Source organism: Mesorhizobium sp. P2_A12 (genome assembly GCF_056405075.1).
Genome location: NZ_JBFUCU010000013.1, coordinates 60427 through 79108 on the forward strand (window position 1 = coordinate 60427; position 18682 = coordinate 79108).

An 18682-nucleotide genomic window follows, 5' to 3' on the forward strand; every position below is an offset into this window, starting at 1 on the left:
GTCAGTGGCAGGGAAACGCCATCGAATGGCGATAGTCGTGAGCCGCATTGTGGACCGCATCGATATGCGAGAAGCCGACAAAGCCGACGACGAAGATGCCGAGCAGCGCCACGAGTGCAAGCTGCATGAAGCACGACTGCGAGGAGACGGAGGCGCCGAGGGAGACGGAAGCGGTAGTCATGTCTTGTCCTTTCGCCCTCCACCCGAGGGCATCGAAGTCAGTTTCCTGTCGCCGGCAGGTCTCCTGGCTCGCGGATCAGCGCCCTTCCCCACCTTCCCGAAGAGAAACCTTCAGTGGCATATGGAGAGGACTACCGCACACAGTTGCGGGGGCAGCCACGGCATTGGGCAACAAGTCCGCCCGCACCGCATTCCCTCTTGGCTCCAAACGGAACCGACGACAACGCGACTATAGGGAAAATCGCCGCGACCGGCAAACCAAATTCCGCCGACAACCAGCGCGATTGCGCCATCCAGATAAATCGGGTCTCCGGCACAACAATTGACAATTCCCATGGTCGGGTGTCGGCTGACAAATCCACAGGAAGCCAGCCATGCAGCCCATTGCCAGCGAGCGCGATCCTTACAACGGCCTGACCCGGGCCGAACCGACGCTGCCATCGTCGGCCTATTGGGATGCGGACAGCTATCAGCGCGATCTCGACGTCATCTGGTACAAAAGCTGGTTGCTCGTCTGCCGCGAGGCCGACCTTGCGCAGCCGCTTTCATTCCGCACCTTCCGCGTCGGCACGCAGGAAATCGTCATGCTCCGCGACGAAACCGGCGAACTGCGCGCCTTCCACAACACGTGCCGCCATCGCGGCTCGCAGCTTTGCCAGGAAAGCGAAGGCCGGCTGAAGGCACGGCTCATCACCTGCCCCTACCATGCCTGGTCCTATTCGCTGCGCGGCGACCTCGTTCGCGTGCCGTCGAAGTCGCTGCCGGAAGGCTTCGACAAGGCAAATCATCCGCTCTATCGCGTGGCGCTCTCGATGTGGCGCGGTTTTGTCTTCGTCAATCTGCAGGAGGACGCCGCCGGCTCGGCGGAAACATCCTTCGATCCAGCGTCCGGCAGTCTCGCCAACTGGCCGCTGGAAACGCTTGTTACCGGCCATGTGCTGCGCAAGGTGATGAACTGCAACTGGAAGATCTTTTGGGAAAACTTCAACGAGTGCCTGCATTGTCCGGGCGTCCACAAGGACCTGTCGCGGCTGGTGCCGATCTATGGCCGCGGCCTGATGGGTCGCCATGACGATCCCGAATGGTCCCGCCACGCCGACAATGACGCGCCGGAGTTTTCCGGCGGCCTGCGTGCAGGCGCGCAGACATGGTCGCGCGATGGCCAGACGCATGGACCGGTCTTCACAGGCCTCACATCAGCCGAACGCGCCGCCGGCCAGACCTACGCCACCAACCTGCCGTCGATGTTCATCGTCGGGCACGTCGACTATATCAGGACCGTGCGGCTGGTGCCGCTCGGCCCCGAGCAGACCGAGCTTGTCGCCGAATGGCTGTTTGCGCCGGAGGCGCTTGATGCAACCGATATCGACAACATCGTCGCCTTCGGCAAACAGGTGCTGGAGGAGGATGCAGGGATCTGCGAGGTCAATCAGAAAGGTCTGCGCTCGAGGCGCCATGCGGCCGGCGTGCTGATGCCCGAGGAGTACGACCTGCACCGCTTCCACAACTGGATCCGCGAACGGCACGCAGCAGCTACCCCCAAGCCGTGAAGATCACAGCGATTTCGGCAGGTATCGCCAGGTCACGAAGCCGCAGACCGCCGCCAGCAGGCCGAGCGTGACGAACACCGAGCCGAGCCCGAAGAACGCCAGCACCACCGAATAGACTAGCGGCGGCGTCAGTTCGGAAAAGTCGAGATAGGTCCGGTAGACCGCCGCCATCTGCGATCTTTCATAGGATCGCACCGAGCGCATGAAGGCAGTCGAGCCCAGTGCATCGAGCGCGATGGTGAAGAAAGCGCCGCAGAGCAGCAAGGCGCCGGTGAGCAGCGGCGCGGTTTCGCCAACAGCACCCGCCGCCAGCAGCATGGCCGACATGGCGAAATAGGCAAATGTCATGGTTCGGCGGCCACCGAAGCGCTTTCCCGCCTTGCCCCAGAAGATGGCCATGAACAACAACGCATTGCCGGCCGAAACCAAAAGACCGCCGGCCAGCTTGCCCTCGCCGGTGATGACCATGAACAGCGGCCCATAGACGAAGAACGTCGTCCAGAAACAGGAGCGGCCGAAGGCGATCAGCCAGGCCAGCCGCAACCTGGGCTGGGCGACGAAGCGGCCAATGTTGGCGAGCGGATTGGCCGGCCGCGTCTTGCCAGGGCGGATCGATGGGTTGTCGCCGAGGCGGTAGGTCCAGAACAGCGCCAGCAAGGCCAGCGCGAACACCGCCACCGCACCATGCGCGGCATAGATTCCGAAGCGCGTGGAGAGGAAGATGCCCAGCGTCGGCCCGCCGGTCCAGGCCAACATCGACCACGCCATGCGCAGCGATTCGGCCTGCATGAAGTCGGTCTTGCGGATGTGGTCCATGATGTAGAGGTTGAGCGAGATCGACAGCGCGCTGGCGCCCATCACGCGGCACAGCATGCCGGCCAATTGTCCGGCAAGCGTATGGGTGACGAAGAACAGTGAGCCGATGGCCAGCAGGCAGGCACCTGCCGTGTAGACCCAGCGCCGGGCAAAGCGTCGGATCAGCATCGGCATGAACAGCGTTACCGACAGGCCGAGCATCGCCACGATGGTGTAGAGGATCGAGACGATCTGCTCGTTATGCAGGATCTCGTAGGCCTGGATCGGGATGACGCTCGACACCGTGGCGCGGGCGAAGGATTCGACCGCATAGAGCGAGGCGAAGGTGCGCGCGTCGGCCGGCCGCAAGGCCGGCAGCCAGACCGGGTGGCGCACATGGGTGGACATTGCTTCCCCAAAGCAGAATCAGCGGGTCAAATCTGCCGTGGTGATTCCTGCGCGGGTAACAGGAAACCGACGCCTATCCGGCAAAAGCGAAGTCGGCCAAAGGCTTTCCGACGCTGGCCTAAAGCGGCGCCTGATCCAGCGTCTGCCGAAGCTGCCGGCCTTCTTTTGTCCGGGGCAACCGTGATAGTCGTCTTGCGGGGCTGAATCAGAATACGAGACCATGAGCATCCACACGCCAACCGCACCCGTTCAGGATCGACCGAAGCGCATCGTCGCCATCGACATCGTGCGCGGCATCGCGCTCATCGCCATGGCGAGCTACCACTTCACCTGGGACCTGGAATTCTTCGGCTATACCGACCCGGGCCTTACCGCTTTCGGCTGGTGGAAGATCTACGCGCGCTGTATCGCCTCGACCTTCCTGTTCCTGGTCGGCGTCAGCCTGTACCTCGCCCATGGCCGGCAAATCCGCTGGAACGGCTTCTGGAGGCGCTTCGCCATGGTCGCCGGAGCGGCAATCGCCATTTCGGTCGTCACCCGCATTGCCACCCCGGACGGTTTTATCTTCTTCGGCATCCTGCACGAGATTGCGCTGGCCAGCCTGCTCGGCCTCGCCTTCCTGCGGCTGCCGGCGCTGCTGACGTTGCTTGTGGCAGCGCTGGTCATCGCAGCGCCCATCTATCTGCGCTTCGAGGCCTTCGACCATCCGTGGCTGTGGTGGATCGGCCTGTCGGCGATCAATCCGCGTTCCAACGACTACGTTCCGCTGTTTCCGTGGTTCGGCGCCGTACTTGCAGGCATCGCGGTGACGAAACTCGCCTCCGCTTCGGGCCTGCTTGCCCGGCTTGCCGAATTGGCACCCGGCCGCTGGGCCAACCCGCTGGTCTTCATCGGCCGCCACAGCCTGGCCTTCTACCTGATCCATCAGCCGCTGCTGATCGGCTCTGTGTGGCTGTTCGCGCAAGTCATGCCGGCCAAGGTCGAAACCCCGCAGGTGAACTTCCTGAAAACCTGCCAGCTGTCTTGCGAGCAGTCGCGCGACACCGAGTTCTGTTCGAGCTACTGTGTCTGCATGCTCGACACGCTCGAGGGCGAAGCCTCACTTGATCGGCTCTACAACAACGACCAGACTGCCGAATGGAAGACGCATATATCCGATCTCGCCGGTATGTGCACCGCCAAGACCGAAGACAAGATGACGGAGGGAGGGGTCAAATGACCGAGAACCAGCCGAAGGCAGGGCTCATACCGTGGCCGCCGGTGATCTACGTTGCTGCCATCGCCATCAGCATCGCACTCGGCCTGCTCTATCCCCTGCCCTGGATTGGCGACCTTTTGGGCGATATCCTGTTCGCCGCCGGCTGGGTGGCCCTGTTCGGCGTCGCGGCACTCTGGTTCACCGCGATCCGCACCATGATCAGGGCCAAGACCACGCTCAATCCCAACGCGGTGCCCGATCACCTCGTTACCACGGGCCCCTTCGGCATCACCCGCAATCCGATGTATCTGGCCAACACGCTGCTGTTGATCGGCGTCGCCTTTGTCTCGGGGATCGTTTGGTTCCTGCCGCTCGCCTTCATCGCTGCCTTTGTCACGCAAAAGGTCGCGATCGAGGGCGAGGAAAAGGTGCTTGCGGCGAAATTCGGCAAGAAATACCGGGACTACTCCAAAAGAGTGCGGCGCTGGATTTGAACAGCGCTACGTGTTGACGCCGAGTTCCACCAGCCGCTCGACACAGGATTCCTCGGCCTGGTCGAGTTCGGCCAGCGTCTCCTCGAGGTCGCGGCGCTTCTGTCGCAGGTCCTCGCGCTTTTCCTCGATGCGCTTGATCATCAGCTTGAGTTGACCGACCTCGCCGGGCGGCTCCTTGTACATCTGGATGATTTCGCGGATCTCATTGATCGAGAAGCCTAGCCGTTTTCCCCGCATGATCTGGCGAATGAGGTGGCGGTCGGACGGGCGAAACAGCCGCGTGCGGCCGCGCCGCACCGGCTGCACCAGCCCCTCGTCCTCATAGAAGCGCAGCGTCCGCGTCGACACGTCGAATTCGCGGGTCAGTTCGGTGATCGAATAATATTCCCGCATTGTCACTCCCACACCCCGGAACCCGGGGATCGCCATGCGGCACCCCCTCCTGTCCCGAACCAAACCCATGCCATGCCGGAATCGACATTGCACCCCGCGCAAGCCTCGCACGGCATTTACGTAAAAGTCAATTGAGGGCACGATGCGCCTTCAAGGCACCGCAAACCACCACGTGGCAATGCCGAGAAAGGCAAAGAAGCCGACGACATCGGTGACCGTGGTGACGAAGACCGCCGAAGCGACCGCCGGATCGATCTTGAAACGGTCGAGCAGCAGCGGGATCAGGATGCCGGCCAAAGCGGCCGCGAACATGTTGATGATCATCGCCGCCGCGATGATGCCACCCAGATTGTTGTCGTGGAACCAGGTCGCGGCGACAATGCCGATCAGGATGGCAAAGACGATGCCGTTGATGAAGCCGACACCCATCTCGCGGCGGATGATGCGGCCAGCATTGTAGATGTCGATATCCTTGGTCGCCAGCGCGCGCACGGTGACCGTCATGGTCTGCGAGCCGGCATTGCCGCCCATGCCGGCGACGATCGGCATCAGCACCGCCAGGGCCACGATATGCTCGATCGTGCGGTCGAACAGGCCGATCACCGAAGCCGCCAGGAATGCAGTCAAGAGGTTGACCAGCAGCCATGGAACGCGCGAGCGCGAGGTCGAAAGGATGCTGTCGGAGAGCTCTTCGTCGCCGACACCGCCCATGCGCAGGAGATCTTCTTCCGCTTCCTGCTGGATGACGTCGACGACGTCGTCGATGGTCAGCACGCCGACCAGCCGCTCGTTCTCGTCGACAACGGCGGCAGACAGAAGGTCATACTGTTCGAATTCCCGTGCAGCCTCTTCCTGGTCCATGGTGGCGGGAATGGCGTGCCGCGTCTCATGCATGACCTCCTCGACCTTGACCGCGCGCTTGGTGCGCAGGATCTGGTCGAGGTCGATGGCGCCGAGCAGCTTGAAGGTCGGATCGATGACGAAGATCTGGCTGAAGCGCTCAGGCAGGTTCTTGTCCTCGCGCATGTAGTCGATGGTCTGGCCGATCGTCCAGAACGGCGGCACCGCGACGAACTCGGTCTGCATGCGGCGGCCGGCCGTCTCTTCCGGATAGTCGAGCGAACGGCGCAGCCTGATCCGTTCGGTGAACGGCAGTTGCGACAGGATCTCGTCTTGGTCTTCCTTTTCGAGATCTTCGAGAATGTAGACCGCGTCGTCGGAATCGAGCTCCTGCACCGCCTGGGCGATCTGCGCATTGGGCAGATTGTCGACGATCTCCATACGGATCGCCTCGTCGACCTCGGTCAGCGCGGAAAAATCGAAATCGGCGCCCAACAAGTCGACCAGCGCGCGGCGCTGTTCGGGATGCAGCGCCTCGAGCAGGTCGCCGAGCTCCGACTGGTGCAAGTGGTCGACTTCATGCTTGAGCGTGAGCGTGTCGCGGTCGGCGATCGCCGCACCGATCTGGGCAAGGAAGGACGATAGGACGGCGCCATCCTCGCCATAAATATCGGCGTGGGCGTCTTCAGCGGCCCTGGCGCCGGTCGTCCGTTCGTCCTGGCCTTCCACCAGCGCCTCCCGCCATCGCAATCCCGGAAAAGGTGCGTCTCAGGTCTAGAGCATCGGACCCAAAAGTGGAAACCGCTTTTGGGGAGAATCCGCCGCTCAATCCAGGGATAGCGCGGCAGCACGATTCGATTTGGGAACCTATGGTGCTAACGCACGGAATATCAAACGAAATACGCGCTCACCTACCGGCCTGACTTCGTGAGAGGCGGACATCGCCAAACCTTGGGCTGACAATGCCGATCGCGTCAAAACCAACAGGATACCGGTTCAGGTGGCGCGACAGCGCATGTCGCTGGGGAAAGAGCACGGTGGTGCGGTTGCGGCGATTGTCATGGCACAGGGTCCGGATATCGGCCGGATCCGCCCATGCCCGCAACCGGTCCAGAACGGAAGCCCTTGAACGCAAGGTCGGCGAGAACGAACGAGGCCACATCAGGACAGCAACGCGTTCGCGTCGTTGTCGCCGAGCGCAATCCGCTTGTCATATCGGCGCTCCGCGAAATGCTGGAATGCGACGGACGTTTCGAATTGCTGAGCGCCGTGCAGAGCGGCAGGCAACTCCTGGACCTGGCAGGAAAGACCAAGTTCGATGTCGCCGTCATCGGCTGGAGGCTCGCCGACATGGACGGCGCGGATGTCCTGGCCGAGGTCCAGAGCAGCAAGCTCGATGTGCGCATCACGGTGTTCTCCAACGACCACGACATCGGCATCTTGAAGCAGTGCGTGCGACTCGGTGCTCAAGGCTACTGCTTCCAGTTCGACGATCCGCATATCATCTTCGAGACGATCCTGGCCGTCGCGCACGGCCGCATCTGCATCCCCTACATCGACATCAACAAGGTCAACGACACGCCTTTGGCCCAGCTCACGGTTCGCGAGCGCGAACTGCTGGCGGTGCTTTCCGACGGCTGGACCAACCTTCAGATCGCAACGCGCACGGGAATTTCCGAGAATACGGTGAAGTATCACCTCAAGAATCTCTATGACAAGCTTGACGTCCGCAATCGGGCAATGGCGGTCGCGCTCTATTCGAGCGAGAAGCGTCGCAGTCCCAAACAGCCTGTCGGATAGGACGACCGGGTAGGCCAAGCGGGTAGTCTCGCCCCACCCGCGCGCGGCGAGAACTTACCCACCAAGGTGTTGTTGCCCCTCGCCTTCCAAACGACACTCCCTCCACAAATCTCTAACTTCGGAGGAGTTCACGCATGGCTGGGTTCACCCACCTTTTTATTCCAGGACCCACCAACATTCCGGAGCAGGTCCGGCAAGCGATGAACCTCCCGATGGAGGACATGCGCGCCGGATCGTTTCCTGATTTCACGCTGCCGCTGTTCGAGGACATCAAAAAAGTCTTCAAAAACGAAACCGGCCGCGCCTTCATCTACCCGTCGTCGGGCACCGGCGCCTGGGAGGCGGCGATGACCAATGTGCTCAGCCCCGGCGATCGCGTGCTGATGTCGCGCTTCGGACAGTTCTCGCATCTGTGGGTCGACATGGCCGAGCGCCTCGGCCTTGAGGTCGACGTGATCGACTGCGAGTGGGGAACCGGCGTGCCGCTCGACCTCTACGCAGAAAAGCTGAAGGCCGACAAGGCACACCGCATCAGGGCAATCTTCTGCACGCAGAACGAGACCGCCACCGGCGTCACCAGCGATGTCGCAGGCTGCCGAGCCATACTCGACGCGGCGAACCACCCAGCGCTGCTCTTCGTCGACGGTGTGTCGTCGATTGGCTCGATCGACTTCCGTCAGGAAGAATGGGGTGTCGACTGCGCCGTCAGCGGCTCGCAGAAAGGCTTCATGCTGCCCGCCGGCCTCGGCTTCCTCTCGGTCAGCAAGAAAGCGCTGGCCGCTTCCAGGGTCGCGACCCACCGCCGCTGCTTCTTCTCGTTCGAGGACATGATCCGCACCAACGACGCCGGCTATTTCCCCTATACGCCGGCGACGCAGCTGCTGCGCGGACTGCGCGCCTCGCTCGACCTGATCGCCGAGGAAGGGCTCGACAACATCTTCGGCCGTCACCATCGCCTCGCCGAAGGCGTGCGCAAGGCGGTCGACGCCTGGGGCCTGAAGCTTTGCGCGAAGGCGCCGAAATGGCACTCCGACACCGTCAGCGCCATCCTGGTGCCGGAAGGCATCGACAGCGGCGACGTCGTCAAGCGCGCCTACCAGAGCTACCGAACCTCGCTCGGAGGCGGTCTCAACAAGGTGCTCGGCAAGGTCTTCCGCATCGGCCATCTCGGCTGGTTGAACGAGGTGATGGTGCTGGCCTCGCTGTCGGCGGCGGAAATGGCGCTGCTCGATTGCGGCGTCCGGCTGGCGCCAGGCTCGGGCGTCGGCGCCGCCATCCAGCACTTCCGTGCCTCGGCCGAGGTACCTGTCGCCGAAGCGGCGTGAGAGGAACGCGACCATGAGCCACACGATCAACCATCTCAAAAAACTCAGGCTGCAGCGCAGCGAACTCGCGGTTCCCGGCTCCAGCCCGGAGATGATCGAAAAGGCGGCCAACAGCGCCGCCGACTTTGTCTTCCTGGACATCGAGGACGCGGTGGCGCCGCCGGACAAGGAACGCGCCCGCAAGAACATCATCCAGGCGCTCAACGACATCGACTGGCGCGCCAAGGGCAAGACCGTTTCGGTGCGCATCAACGGCCTCGACACGCACTACATGTACCGCGACGTGGTCGACGTGATGGAACAGGCCGGCGACCGGCTGGACACCATACTGGTGCCGAAGGTTGGCGTTCCGGCCGACCTCTATATGGTCGAGGCCATGGTCAACCAGATCGAGATGGCCAAGGGCTACAAGACCCGCGTCGGCCTCGAGGCCCTCATCGAGACGGCGCTCGGCATGGCCAATGTCGAGGCTATCGCCGCCACGCCCGGCCGCCTGGAGGCGATGCATTTCGGCGTCGCCGACTATGCCGCCAGCAACAAGGCGCGCACCGTCAACATCGGCGGCCTCAATCCCGATTATCCGGGCGACCAGTGGCATTTCGCCCTGTCGCGGATGACGGTTGCCTGCAGGGCCTACGGCTTGCGCGCCATCGACGGGCCGTTCGGCGACTTCTCGGACCCCGAGGGCTACACAGCGGCGGCAAGGCGCGCGGCGGCACTTGGCATCGAAGGCAAATGGGCGATCCACCCGTCGCAGATCGCGCTTGCCAACAGCGTGTTCTCGCCGCCGGAAAAGGAAGTCGTCCGCGCCCGGCGCATCCTGGAAGTGCTCAAGGAAGCAGAGGCGCTCGGAAAGGGCGCGGCGGCGCTCGACGGCAAAATGATCGACGCGGCGTCGGAACGCATGGCCCGCAATGTGCTGGTGGTCAACGAAGCAATCGAACGCGCCGGCCAGGCGCACGCCGCCACGCACTGAAGGCTCTTGGGAGGACAAAAAATGGACATTCACGAATACCAGGCCAAGGAACTGCTTGCCCGCCACGGGATTCACGTTCCACGCGGCGGCCTGGCCTACAGCCCCGAGCAGGCAACCTATCGGGCGCGTGAGATCGGCGGCGGCAAATGGGTTCTCAAGGCTCAGGTTCACTCCGGTGCGCGCGGCAAGGCCGGCGGTATCAAGCTCTGCGCCAATGACGAGGAGATCTCTAATGCGGCCGAAGCAATGCTCGGCCGCAAGCTCGTGACCCAGCAGACCGGCCCGCGGGGCAAGCTGATATCGCGGCTCTATCTCGAGGAGGCCGTCGACATCGCGCAGGAGCTCTATGTCGGCTTCGTTCTCGACCGCAAGGAGGAGCGCGTCATGATCGTGGCGTCGGCCGCCGGCGGCATGGAGATCGAGGATATCGTCGAGAGGGCGCCGGATTCCATCATCCGGACCACGGTCGACCCGGGCGTCGGCATGCAGCGCTTCCAGGCGCGCGAGATTGCCTTCGGGCTCGGCCTGGATCAGAACCTGATCGGCAAGGCGACTGAAACCATCTTCAGCTGCTACCAGGTGTTCCGCGACTACGATGCTTCGATGCTGGAGATCAATCCGCTGGTGGTGACCCGCGACGGTAACCTCGTCGCGCTGGACGCCAAGATGTCGTTCGACGAGAACGCGTTGTTCCGTCGGCCGGAAATCTCCGAGTTGCGCGACAAGAGCCAGGAAGACCCGCGCGAAACCTTCGCCAGCGACCGCGGCCTCTCCTATGTCGGCCTCGACGGCAATATCGGCTGCATCATCAACGGCGCCGGCCTCGCCATGGCGACGATGGACATGATCAAGATCGCCGGCGGCGAGCCGGCCAACTTCCTTGACATCGGTGGTGGCGCCTCGCCGGAGCGGGTCGCGAAATCGTTCCGCGCCGTGCTTGGCGACAAGAATGTCGAGACCATCCTGGTCAACATCTTCGCCGGCATCAACCGTTGCGACTGGGTCGCCGAGGGTGTCGTCAAGGCGATCCGCGAAGTCGGCGTCAACGTCCCCCTGGTGGTGCGGCTTGCCGGCACCAAGGTCGAGGAAGGGCGCCGCATCCTGGCCGATTCCGGCGAGGCGGTGATCGTCGCCGAAACGCTGGCGGAAGCCGCCGAAAAAGCCGTCGCCGCCTGGCGTTCGGCAACGCTCAAAAAAGCAAGCTGAGGGAGCTAAGAATATGGCAATCCTGCTCAACCGCGGCACGCGGGTCATTGTCCAGGGCTTCACCGGCAAGATCGGCAGCTTCCATGCCGAAGACATGAAGCGCTATGGCACCAAGCTCGTCGGCGGCGTGACGCCCGGCAAGGGCGGTCAGAAGCATCTCGGCCTGCCGGTCTTCAACACCGTCAAGGGCGCCGTTCGCGAAACTCGCGCCGAAGCCAGCATCGTCTTCGTGCCGCCGCCTTTCGCCGCCGACTCGATCATGGAAGCCGCCGATGCCGGCATAAAGCTATGCGTCTGCATCACCGACGGCATCCCCTCGCAGGACATGATGCAGGTGAAGCGCTACATGCTTCGCTACCGTTTCGAGGACCGCATGCGGCTGATCGGGCCGAACTGCGCCGGCGTGATCACGCCCGGACAGGCACTGATGGGCATCATGCCGGGCAGCATCTATCTTCCCGGCCGCGTCGGCATCGTCGGACGCTCGGGCACGCTCGGCTATGAGGCCGCCTCACAGATGAAGGCGCTTGGCATCGGTGTCTCGACCAGCGTCGGCATCGGCGGCGATCCGATCAACGGCTCGTCCTTCAAAGACATGCTGAAGCTGTTCGAACAGGACGACGAAACCGATGCCGTGGTCATGATCGGCGAGATCGGCGGACCGCAGGAAGCGGAAGCCGCGATCTGGGCACGCGACAACATGCGCAAGCCGCTGATCGCCTACATCGCCGGGCTTTCCGCGCCGAAGGGCCGGCGCATGGGGCATGCCGGCGCCATCATCTCGGCCTTCGGCGAGTCGGCGCAGGAAAAGGTCGAAATCCTCAAAGAGGCCGGCGTCGTCATCGTGCCGACGCCATCGTCCTTCGGGGAGGTCGTTGCCAATACACTGGCCGGAATGAAGAAGGCGGCCTGACGGTCGCATGGCGCAAGATGTGAAGTCTGTTTCGGGTTTGCGGATGCATCGCGGCCCATCGATCGGCAGGAAACTCGATGAAACCGCGTTTGATTGTCACCCGGAGATGGCCGGGCCCCGTTGAAGCGATCCTCGCCGAGCGCTTCGACACGACGCTCAACGCCAGCGATACGCCGCTGAGCCCTGCCGCAATGACGTCGGCGTTCGCGCATTTTGACGCGATCCTGGCAACGGTCAGCGACCGCTTGCCTGTTGCGGTGTTTCCCGAGAACACCGCCCGCACCCGCATCATCGCCAATTTCGGCGTCGGCTTCAGCCATATCGATGTCGCGGCAGCCCGCGACCGCGACATCGTGGTGACCAACACCCCGGGCGTGCTGACCGATTGCACCGCCGACCTCGCCCTCAGCTTGCTGTTGGCTGTCGCGCGCCGGACTGGTGAGGGCGAGCGGCAGTTGCGGGCCGGAGAGTGGCGGGGCTGGTCGCCAACCCATATGGCCGGCGCGAAGGTGTCGGGCAAAACCTTGGGTATTGTCGGCATGGGGCGCATCGGCAAGGCGACAGCCAGGCGCGCGCATTTCGGCTTCGGCATGAAGATCGTGTTCTTCAATCGGTCCCCGATTGATGACGACGAGACGCGCGCCATGGGCGCGGTCCAGATGCCAACTTTGGAAGATGTGCTCACAGCATCCGATTTCGTGTCGCTGCACTGTCCGGGCGGCGCGGAAAACCGCCATCTCATCAATGCTCGAAGCTTGCGGTCGATGAAAAGCGACGCGTTCCTGATCAACACGGCGCGCGGCGACGTCGTCGACCAGGATGCCCTGATCGGTGCACTGGAAAGGCGCGAGATCGCGGGGGCGGGTCTCGACGTCTTTGCCGACGAGCCGGCCGTTCCGGAGGCGCTGAAGCATATGGAGAACGTAGTGCTGTTGCCCCATCTCGGAAGTGCGACCGAGGAAACGCGGGTCGCAATGGGCATGAAGGTGGTGGAGAACCTGACCGCCTTCTTCGAGGGTCGCCCGGTGCCAGACCGGGTCGCCTGACAGCAGGCGCCGCCCTCGATTCAGAGCGCGGCTACAGTGGCATCGGTGCGACGAAGCAGGAAACCGGCTTGGAACAGAGCAGACGCATCAACTTTCGTGAGGACGAGCGCAGCCTTTTGTTGCGCTTGCTGCTTCAGGTCGCAAGCGCGCGTGAGCCCGAGATCGCCGCCGTTCTGGCCGGACGTCGGTCGCTTGTCTCCCTCGCCGCGGAGCAGCGCATCCCGGCGCTTCAGGCAAGCGGCGTATGGTTCCAGTTGCTGGCGATAGCAGACGAGTTGCTTGCCATGCGGGCGCGCCGCGAACTCGAACAAGGCGCGGGTGTCGACGAAGTGCCCGGCTCCTTCGCCAGCGTGATCGCGCAGATGGCAGCGAATGGCCACTCGGCGCAGGAAGTCCAGGCAAAGCTCGATGAGCTTCGCGTCGGCCCGACCATGACCGCGCACCCGACGGAGGCCAAACGCGTCACGGTGCTGGAGATCCACCGCCGTATCTATCGCAAACTGACCGAACTCGACCAGCCGCGCTGGGCGCCGCGCGAACGCTCGCTGTTGGTCGCCGATCTGGAAAGCGAGATCGAGCTTCTGTGGATGACGGGTGAGCTGCGGCTGGAGCGCCCGACGGTCGAACGTGAAATCGCCTGGGGCCTGCATTTCTTTCGCGAAGTCATCTTCGAGGCAACGCCACAGCTCTATGGCAAGCTTGAGGGCGCCTTCGAGCGTCACTATCCGGGAGAGCCGATCAGAATTCCCTCATTCATGCGCTATGCCTCGTGGATCGGCGGCGACCGCGATGGCAATCCAAATGTGACTGCCGCGGTCACCGCCCATGCCATGGCCGAATACCGCAACACCGCCATAGGCTGGTATCTGACGCAGGTGCAGCGGCTGCTGACGGTGCTCAGTGCCAGCTCGAACGTCATCGACATGCCGGCCAGCTTCAAGCCGGTGCTGCAAACGGCACTTGATAAAAGCGGACTGGCGCACGTGATCGCCGCCCGCAACCCTGACGAACCGCTTCGCCAGTTCGCTTCGGCCTTGTTTGCCCGGCTGGAGGCCACGCGAGACGGCGGTCCGGCGGCATATCTCTCGGCAGAGGCGTTTCGTGCTGATCTGAATGGGCTGTCTTCCGTTCTCGAAGCGATCGGCGGCCGCGCGGTAGCCAGGCGTTTCATCCAGCCTCTGCTTTGGCAAGTCGGAAGCTTCGGCTTCCGCACGGTCTCGCTCGACATCCGGCAGAATTCCACGGTCGTCAACCGGGTGCTGGCCGAGCTGTTTGCGCTTACAAATCCCGCCGATCCGGTCGCAGCCGGCTCACCGCAATGGTCGGCGCGCATTCGCACAGCCATCAGCCAGGGCGAGCGGCTGGAGATCGACGCCGGCCGGCTCTCGCCTGAAGCAGGTGAACTGCTTTCGACATTCTCCGTTATCCGCGATCACATCTCCGGCTCGGATGCTGACGCAGTCGGCTCTTTCGTTCTCAGCATGACCCGCTCGGCCGACGATCTGCTCGCGGTCTATCTGCTGGCGCAATATTGCGGACTTTCAACCGCGCCCAGTGGCGGCGGCACAATCAGGCTGCGGATCGTGCCATTGTTCGAGACTATTGCCGATCTACACGCGGCACCGGGCATCCTCAATGGACTGCTCGGCGTTTCGCTGGTTAGGCGGACGGTGCGAGATTTCGGCGCACGCCAGGAAATCATGCTTGGTTATTCAGATTCCAACAAGGACGGCGGTTTTCTGGCTTCCAATTGGGAACTGGCAAAAGCGCAAAAGCGCCTCGCCGCCGTCGGGCGCAAGCACAACGTCAGGATCAGTTTCTTTCACGGTCGCGGCGGCTCTGTCAGCCGTGGCGGCGCGCCGACTGGCCGAGCGATCGCGGCACAACCGGAAGGCACGGTCGCCGGAACCATGCGGGTGACGGAGCAGGGCGAGGTCGTATCGTCGAAATTCGCCAATCGCGGCACCGGCCTCAACCAGCTCGAGGTTCTCGCCGCTGGCGTGCTGGCCCACGGTGTCGGATCGCCCGGTGATGTTGAGCCGAAGGAAACGCCGGAGTTCGACGAAGCGCTGGAGGCGCTGGCAGGCATGTCGCAGGCATCCTACGCCGGGTTGATGGCCGAGCCCGGTTTCCTCGATTATTTCAACCAGGCGAGCCCGGTCGCGGAGCTGGCGCTCCTGAAAATGGGGTCACGGCCGGAGCGCCGTTTCGGCGCCAGCGGCATTGCTGACCTGCGCGCCATTCCATGGGTGTTCGCGTGGAGCCAGAACCGTCATCTGCTGACCGGCTGGTATGGCATCGGCAGCGCGCTTAGCTCTTTCGTCGCCGTGCGCGGCGAGGCCGGGCGCGAACTTCTGGCTCGCATGTTCGAGCACTCGCGCTTCTTCCGCTTGATCGTCGACGAGGCCGAGAAGACGCTTTACCAGTCCGACATGGAGATCGCGGGGCTCTACGCCCGCCTGGTGTCCGACAGCGATGCGGCCCGACGAATCTACGCCCGCATCGCCGCCGAATACGAGTTGACGCGACGCCTGATCGGCGACCTCACGGGAGGCGATCTTTCCGCGCGCTTTCCGATGTTCAAGCGGCGTTTCGACAGTCTGCGGCGACAGATGGATGACATTCACCGACTGCAGGTCGATCTGCTGCGTGAAGTTCGGGCAAATACCGGCACGGCGGATCAAAAGCGGGCGACCGACGCTCTGCTTGTATCGATCAATTGTATCTCGGCTGGCCTTGGGTGGACGGGATAGGTCCTAAAAAGCGAAGCGGCGGCGTGGTCTGAAGGACGCGCCGCCGCTGCCGTTTCGATCCCCGGAAAGCCCTGTGGCCGCGACGTGTCATCGCCTGTCGTCAGAGCTCGCCATAAGCAATCTGTCAGGGAAATTTGGTGCGGTCGAGAAGACTCGAACTTCCACGGGTTGCCCCACAGCGACCTCAACGCTGCGCGTCTACCAATTCCGCCACGACCGCACGTGGTAGGAGCCGGAACCGACCGGCTCGCGGCGTGTAGCAAATCGTTTCCGGCGAAACAAGTGCGCCGCAAGCAATAATCGCCAGCGATTGGCATAACGTTCCACAGAATTGGAATGCGTAGCCGAAACTGGACGTTTCGGCCCGATAGCGCCATATGGAAGGCAAATGCATGTCGCCCGAAAGCGCAAGGTCGGTTTTGGGATCATGGCATGCATAAACGAAAAACGAAAAGCCATGCCAGAACGCAGCCAGATCGCCACGTCGTTCCTGCCGCTCCCCGGTTCAGCACCGGTCGAATGGCGCATCGAGCCTGGCCTCACCGCCTATCCCGATGCGCTGGCCTTCATGGAGGAGCGTGCCGAGGCGATCCGAAGCGGCGCCGCCGGCGAAATGGTCTGGCTGGTCGAACATCCGCCGCTTTACACCGCCGGCACCAGCGCCCGCAGCGAGGACCTGATCGACGCGAAGCGTTTTCCGGTGTTCGCGGCTGGGCGCGGCGGTGAGTACACCTATCATGGGCCGGGCCAGCGGGTCGCCTATGTGATGCTCGACCTGAAGCGGCGCCGCGAGGATGTCCGTGCTTTTGTCGCCGCGCTTGAACAGTGGATCATCGGCACGCTCGCCGCTTTCAACGTGCACGGCGAGCGCCGCGAGGACCGGGTCGGCGTCTGGGTGGTGCGGCCGGATCGCCCTGCCCTGCCGGACGGCTCGCCGGCCGAGGACAAGATCGCGGCCATCGGCATCAGGCTGCGGCGTTGGGTGAGCTTTCACGGCATCGCCATCAATGTCGAACCGAACCTAGACGATTTCAGCGGCATCGTGCCGTGCGGCGTGCAGGACCACGGCGTTACCAGCCTTGTCGACCTCGGCTTGCCTGTAACAATGGCGGACCTCGACCTGGCCCTGAAATCCGCCTTCGAGGACGTGTTCGGTCCTGCCACGGCTTTGCCTGTCGAAGCCGCCCGCAAGGCCAGCTGACCCATCCGGTCTGGAAACGGCTCAAGGTGGTGTTGAGATCTCAGGCCGGCTCATCTGAATAGCAACACCTCAGATGAGCTGCGCCGACGCCCACAGAACGCCGTAGCCATGAATGGCGAACACCGCCAGCAGCGCGCCGGCGATGACGAAGCGGTCGACGGTGCGGATCGGTTTCAGCTCGTGGCGCGGCTTGACCCCGCTGCGCATCGTCAACAGGCTGAGGATTGAAAAGACCGCGCCCGCGGCGAGCAGAAAGCCTGGGGAAAAGCCGGCCTGTCGGCCAAGCGCCAGGAAGGCCGAAAGCAGGGAGAACGAGGCCAGCGCCAGCACGATCGGCCCCGGGCAGATCTGGCGCAGCACCTGGCCGCCATCGAACTTCCACACCGGCACCAGATTGGCGATGTTGAACAGGGCAGCAAAGCCCGCCAGCGTCGCCAGCAGCATTGCCGCCAGTCGATATCCTTCTGCGCCGGCAAAGGTGCTGGCGGCGATGACGACCGGCACCAGGAAGGCGGAGAAGCCAGCGCCCATCAACGCCACGAAGGCGACTTCGAAACGGCTGTCGTATGGACGCCCGCCAATGGCGATGCCGCCGAGCAGCGGAATGAAGATCATGCGCGCCTTGTTGTGACCCATCAGGCGAAACGCGACCATGTGGCCGAGCTCGTGCAGGGCCACCACTGACGTAAGGATCGCTGCCAGCGCCAGTCCCCCGAGATGAAGCCCGAAGAGCGGCCACAGGATCAATGCCGACAGGGCGGCGAAGCCGACCTGGCTGAGCGGATGCTCGAACCAGCCCCCCTTGCGATACTGCCCCGTTCTTGCCCAGCGCTGCAGCTTGGACAGTTCGCGGCGCATGGCGAAATAGCGGAACACCAGGAAGGCAAAGCCGCGATAGCGATCCGTCTGGCCAAGCGTGACCCGCGTGCCGCTGCCTTCGGAAACGAGCTCGGTGGTCTCGCGAAAATCCTTCCAGAACGAGGTGTCGAGCGCGGTATCCTCGATGACCCGCATCGAGAAGCGGCTGCCCTCGATCACGTCTTCAAACCGCGACTTGCGCTCGATCGGCTTGCCGTCGCGGCCTTCCCAGGACAGCATGATGCGTGCCATGCCCTCGCCATCCAGCGGCTCGGCCGAAAGGATCTCGCAGGACCAGCCGGCATCGCCGCCGAGCGGCCACAGCGCCTGCCAGAGGCGCTGCCGGTCCATTGCCACGACACGGCTGAGCCTGATCGTGCGCAAACCAAGCGGCACGCTCATCAAGAGAAAGATCAGCCCGAGATTGCTGGCCACGAGGATGGCCGTGACGATGGGCGACACGCGACGTTGCTCCCTGTCTTGGAGGATTACCCTAAACGTCGCGGCGGCAAGAAAGGCTTAACAGGAAAGCTCGGTTCCCGGTCACATGCCATTCGCGTCGGCGTCTCAGTGAAAGGCATGCCGCCAGCGTTGATGCCCCCTCTCCCCGTTCTTAACGGGGAGAGGGTAAGTGTGAGGAGCAATGCTGCGCAGGGACGCTAGCGTTCGCACCGCGTCCTCAACTCCAGATCACATGGCGCCGATCCAGATCGCCATGGAAATGAGAAAGGTGCTCATGCAAACCA

The 18682-nt window shown here is 63.3% G+C and carries 16 protein-coding genes, 1 tRNA gene and 1 riboswitch; of the genes, 11 read left to right on the plus strand and 6 right to left on the minus strand.

Going from position 1 to position 18682, the window contains the following annotated elements:
- Nucleotide 1: 1 nt before the first annotated feature.
- Nucleotides 2–181 (minus strand): CbtB domain-containing protein, encoded by a 180-nt coding sequence (locus AC1DZU_RS25155; protein WP_477289343.1) that lies wholly within the window; start codon nt 179–181, stop codon nt 2–4.
- A 36-nt stretch (nt 182–217) separates the two neighbouring features.
- A riboswitch (cobalamin riboswitch) is annotated at nt 218–414 on the minus strand.
- Nucleotides 415–554: 140 nt separating this feature from the next.
- Here AC1DZU_RS25155 and AC1DZU_RS25160 point away from each other — a divergent pair.
- Complete coding sequence (locus AC1DZU_RS25160) at nt 555–1730, plus strand: aromatic ring-hydroxylating oxygenase subunit alpha (RefSeq protein WP_477289345.1); 1176 nt, start codon at nt 555–557, stop codon at nt 1728–1730.
- Between the two features lie 3 nt (nt 1731–1733).
- On the opposite strand, the gene AC1DZU_RS25165 is transcribed toward AC1DZU_RS25160, so the two are convergent.
- Entirely contained in the window at nt 1734–2933 is a 1200-nt protein-coding gene (locus tag AC1DZU_RS25165) for an MFS transporter (protein ID WP_477289347.1), read from the minus strand.
- Between the two features lie 220 nt (nt 2934–3153).
- Between AC1DZU_RS25165 and AC1DZU_RS25170 the strand changes: the two genes are divergently transcribed.
- Together AC1DZU_RS25170 and AC1DZU_RS25175 are read left to right on the plus strand one after the other, a co-directional pair.
- A complete protein-coding gene (locus AC1DZU_RS25170) occupies nt 3154–4152 on the plus strand; it encodes a heparan-alpha-glucosaminide N-acetyltransferase (protein ID WP_477289349.1) in 999 nt (332 codons plus the stop codon).
- On the plus strand, nt 4149–4625 hold the full coding sequence (locus AC1DZU_RS25175) for a methyltransferase family protein (RefSeq protein ID WP_477289351.1): 477 nt from the start codon (nt 4149–4151) through the stop codon (nt 4623–4625). The genes AC1DZU_RS25170 and AC1DZU_RS25175 overlap by 4 nt, the downstream gene beginning before the upstream one ends.
- A gap of 6 nt (nt 4626–4631) precedes the next feature.
- Here the strand turns inward: AC1DZU_RS25175 and AC1DZU_RS25180 are convergent, their stop codons facing one another.
- On the minus strand, nt 4632–5018 hold the full coding sequence (locus AC1DZU_RS25180) for a MerR family transcriptional regulator (RefSeq protein WP_006203215.1): 387 nt from the start codon (nt 5016–5018) through the stop codon (nt 4632–4634).
- 150 nt (nt 5019–5168) lie between these two features.
- Nucleotides 5169–6587, minus strand: a complete 1419-nt coding sequence (gene mgtE / locus AC1DZU_RS25185; RefSeq protein WP_477289354.1) for a magnesium transporter — start codon at nt 6585–6587, stop codon at nt 5169–5171.
- Between the two features lie 396 nt (nt 6588–6983).
- On the opposite strand from mgtE, the gene AC1DZU_RS25190 reads away from it, so the two are divergent.
- From AC1DZU_RS25190 to AC1DZU_RS25220, 7 genes are all read left to right on the plus strand, one after another.
- Nucleotides 6984–7658 (plus strand): response regulator transcription factor, encoded by a 675-nt coding sequence (locus AC1DZU_RS25190; protein ID WP_477289355.1) that lies wholly within the window; start codon nt 6984–6986, stop codon nt 7656–7658.
- A 134-nt stretch (nt 7659–7792) separates the two neighbouring features.
- Nucleotides 7793–8983 carry an aminotransferase class V-fold PLP-dependent enzyme gene (locus AC1DZU_RS25195; RefSeq protein WP_477289357.1) on the plus strand — a complete coding sequence of 397 codons (1191 nt, stop codon included), beginning with the start codon at nt 7793–7795 and terminating at the stop codon, nt 8981–8983.
- Nucleotides 8984–8996: 13 nt separating this feature from the next.
- Nucleotides 8997–9959, plus strand: a complete 963-nt coding sequence (locus AC1DZU_RS25200; protein WP_477228747.1) for an HpcH/HpaI aldolase/citrate lyase family protein — start codon at nt 8997–8999, stop codon at nt 9957–9959.
- Nucleotides 9960–9980: 21 nt separating this feature from the next.
- Nucleotides 9981–11165 (plus strand): malate--CoA ligase subunit beta, encoded by a 1185-nt coding sequence (locus AC1DZU_RS25205; RefSeq protein WP_184873480.1) that lies wholly within the window; start codon nt 9981–9983, stop codon nt 11163–11165.
- A 13-nt stretch (nt 11166–11178) separates the two neighbouring features.
- Nucleotides 11179–12078, plus strand: a complete 900-nt coding sequence (gene sucD / locus AC1DZU_RS25210; protein WP_477289360.1) for a succinate--CoA ligase subunit alpha — start codon at nt 11179–11181, stop codon at nt 12076–12078.
- A 77-nt stretch (nt 12079–12155) separates the two neighbouring features.
- Complete coding sequence (locus AC1DZU_RS25215; protein WP_477289362.1) at nt 12156–13124, plus strand: 2-hydroxyacid dehydrogenase; 969 nt, start codon at nt 12156–12158, stop codon at nt 13122–13124.
- Nucleotides 13125–13192: 68 nt separating this feature from the next.
- Nucleotides 13193–15877, plus strand: a complete 2685-nt coding sequence (locus AC1DZU_RS25220) for a phosphoenolpyruvate carboxylase (protein WP_477289364.1) — start codon at nt 13193–13195, stop codon at nt 15875–15877.
- A 135-nt stretch (nt 15878–16012) separates the two neighbouring features.
- Here the strand turns inward: AC1DZU_RS25220 and AC1DZU_RS25225 are convergent.
- Nucleotides 16013–16097: transfer RNA gene (locus tag AC1DZU_RS25225), tRNA-Leu, on the minus strand.
- A gap of 237 nt (nt 16098–16334) precedes the next feature.
- Here AC1DZU_RS25225 and lipB point away from each other — a divergent pair.
- On the plus strand, nt 16335–17078 hold the full coding sequence (lipB, locus tag AC1DZU_RS25230) for a lipoyl(octanoyl) transferase LipB (RefSeq protein ID WP_477289366.1): 744 nt from the start codon (nt 16335–16337) through the stop codon (nt 17076–17078).
- 69 nt (nt 17079–17147) lie between these two features.
- Here the strand turns inward: lipB and AC1DZU_RS25235 are convergent, their stop codons facing one another.
- The gene (locus AC1DZU_RS25235; protein ID WP_477289368.1) at nt 17148–18398 is read right to left on the minus strand and encodes a site-2 protease family protein; all 1251 of its coding nucleotides are present in this window, start codon (nt 18396–18398) and stop codon (nt 17148–17150) included.
- Between the last annotated feature and the right edge of the window lie 284 nt (nt 18399–18682).

Excerpts from the sequence above, each read along its gene's own strand:
- lipB (WP_477289366.1), top strand. The coding sequence starts at position 16,335 with ATGCCAGAACGCAGCCAGATCGCCACGTCGTTCCTGCCGCTCCCCGGT.
- AC1DZU_RS25200 (WP_477228747.1), top strand. The coding sequence starts at position 8,997 with ATGAGCCACACGATCAACCATCTCAAAAAACTCAGGCTGCAGCGCAGC.
- AC1DZU_RS25205 (WP_184873480.1), top strand. The coding sequence starts at position 9,981 with ATGGACATTCACGAATACCAGGCCAAGGAACTGCTTGCCCGCCACGGG.
- AC1DZU_RS25160 (WP_477289345.1), top strand. The coding sequence starts at position 555 with ATGCAGCCCATTGCCAGCGAGCGCGATCCTTACAACGGCCTGACCCGG.
- AC1DZU_RS25165 (WP_477289347.1), bottom strand. The coding sequence starts at position 2,933 with ATGTCCACCCATGTGCGCCACCCGGTCTGGCTGCCGGCCTTGCGGCCG.
- sucD (WP_477289360.1), top strand. The coding sequence starts at position 11,179 with ATGGCAATCCTGCTCAACCGCGGCACGCGGGTCATTGTCCAGGGCTTC.
- AC1DZU_RS25170 (WP_477289349.1), top strand. The coding sequence starts at position 3,154 with ATGAGCATCCACACGCCAACCGCACCCGTTCAGGATCGACCGAAGCGC.
- AC1DZU_RS25215 (WP_477289362.1), top strand. The coding sequence starts at position 12,156 with ATGAAACCGCGTTTGATTGTCACCCGGAGATGGCCGGGCCCCGTTGAA.
- AC1DZU_RS25155 (WP_477289343.1), bottom strand. The coding sequence starts at position 181 with ATGACTACCGCTTCCGTCTCCCTCGGCGCCTCCGTCTCCTCGCAGTCG.
- AC1DZU_RS25195 (WP_477289357.1), top strand. The coding sequence starts at position 7,793 with ATGGCTGGGTTCACCCACCTTTTTATTCCAGGACCCACCAACATTCCG.
- AC1DZU_RS25175 (WP_477289351.1), top strand. The coding sequence starts at position 4,149 with ATGACCGAGAACCAGCCGAAGGCAGGGCTCATACCGTGGCCGCCGGTG.
- AC1DZU_RS25180 (WP_006203215.1), bottom strand. The coding sequence starts at position 5,018 with ATGCGGGAATATTATTCGATCACCGAACTGACCCGCGAATTCGACGTG.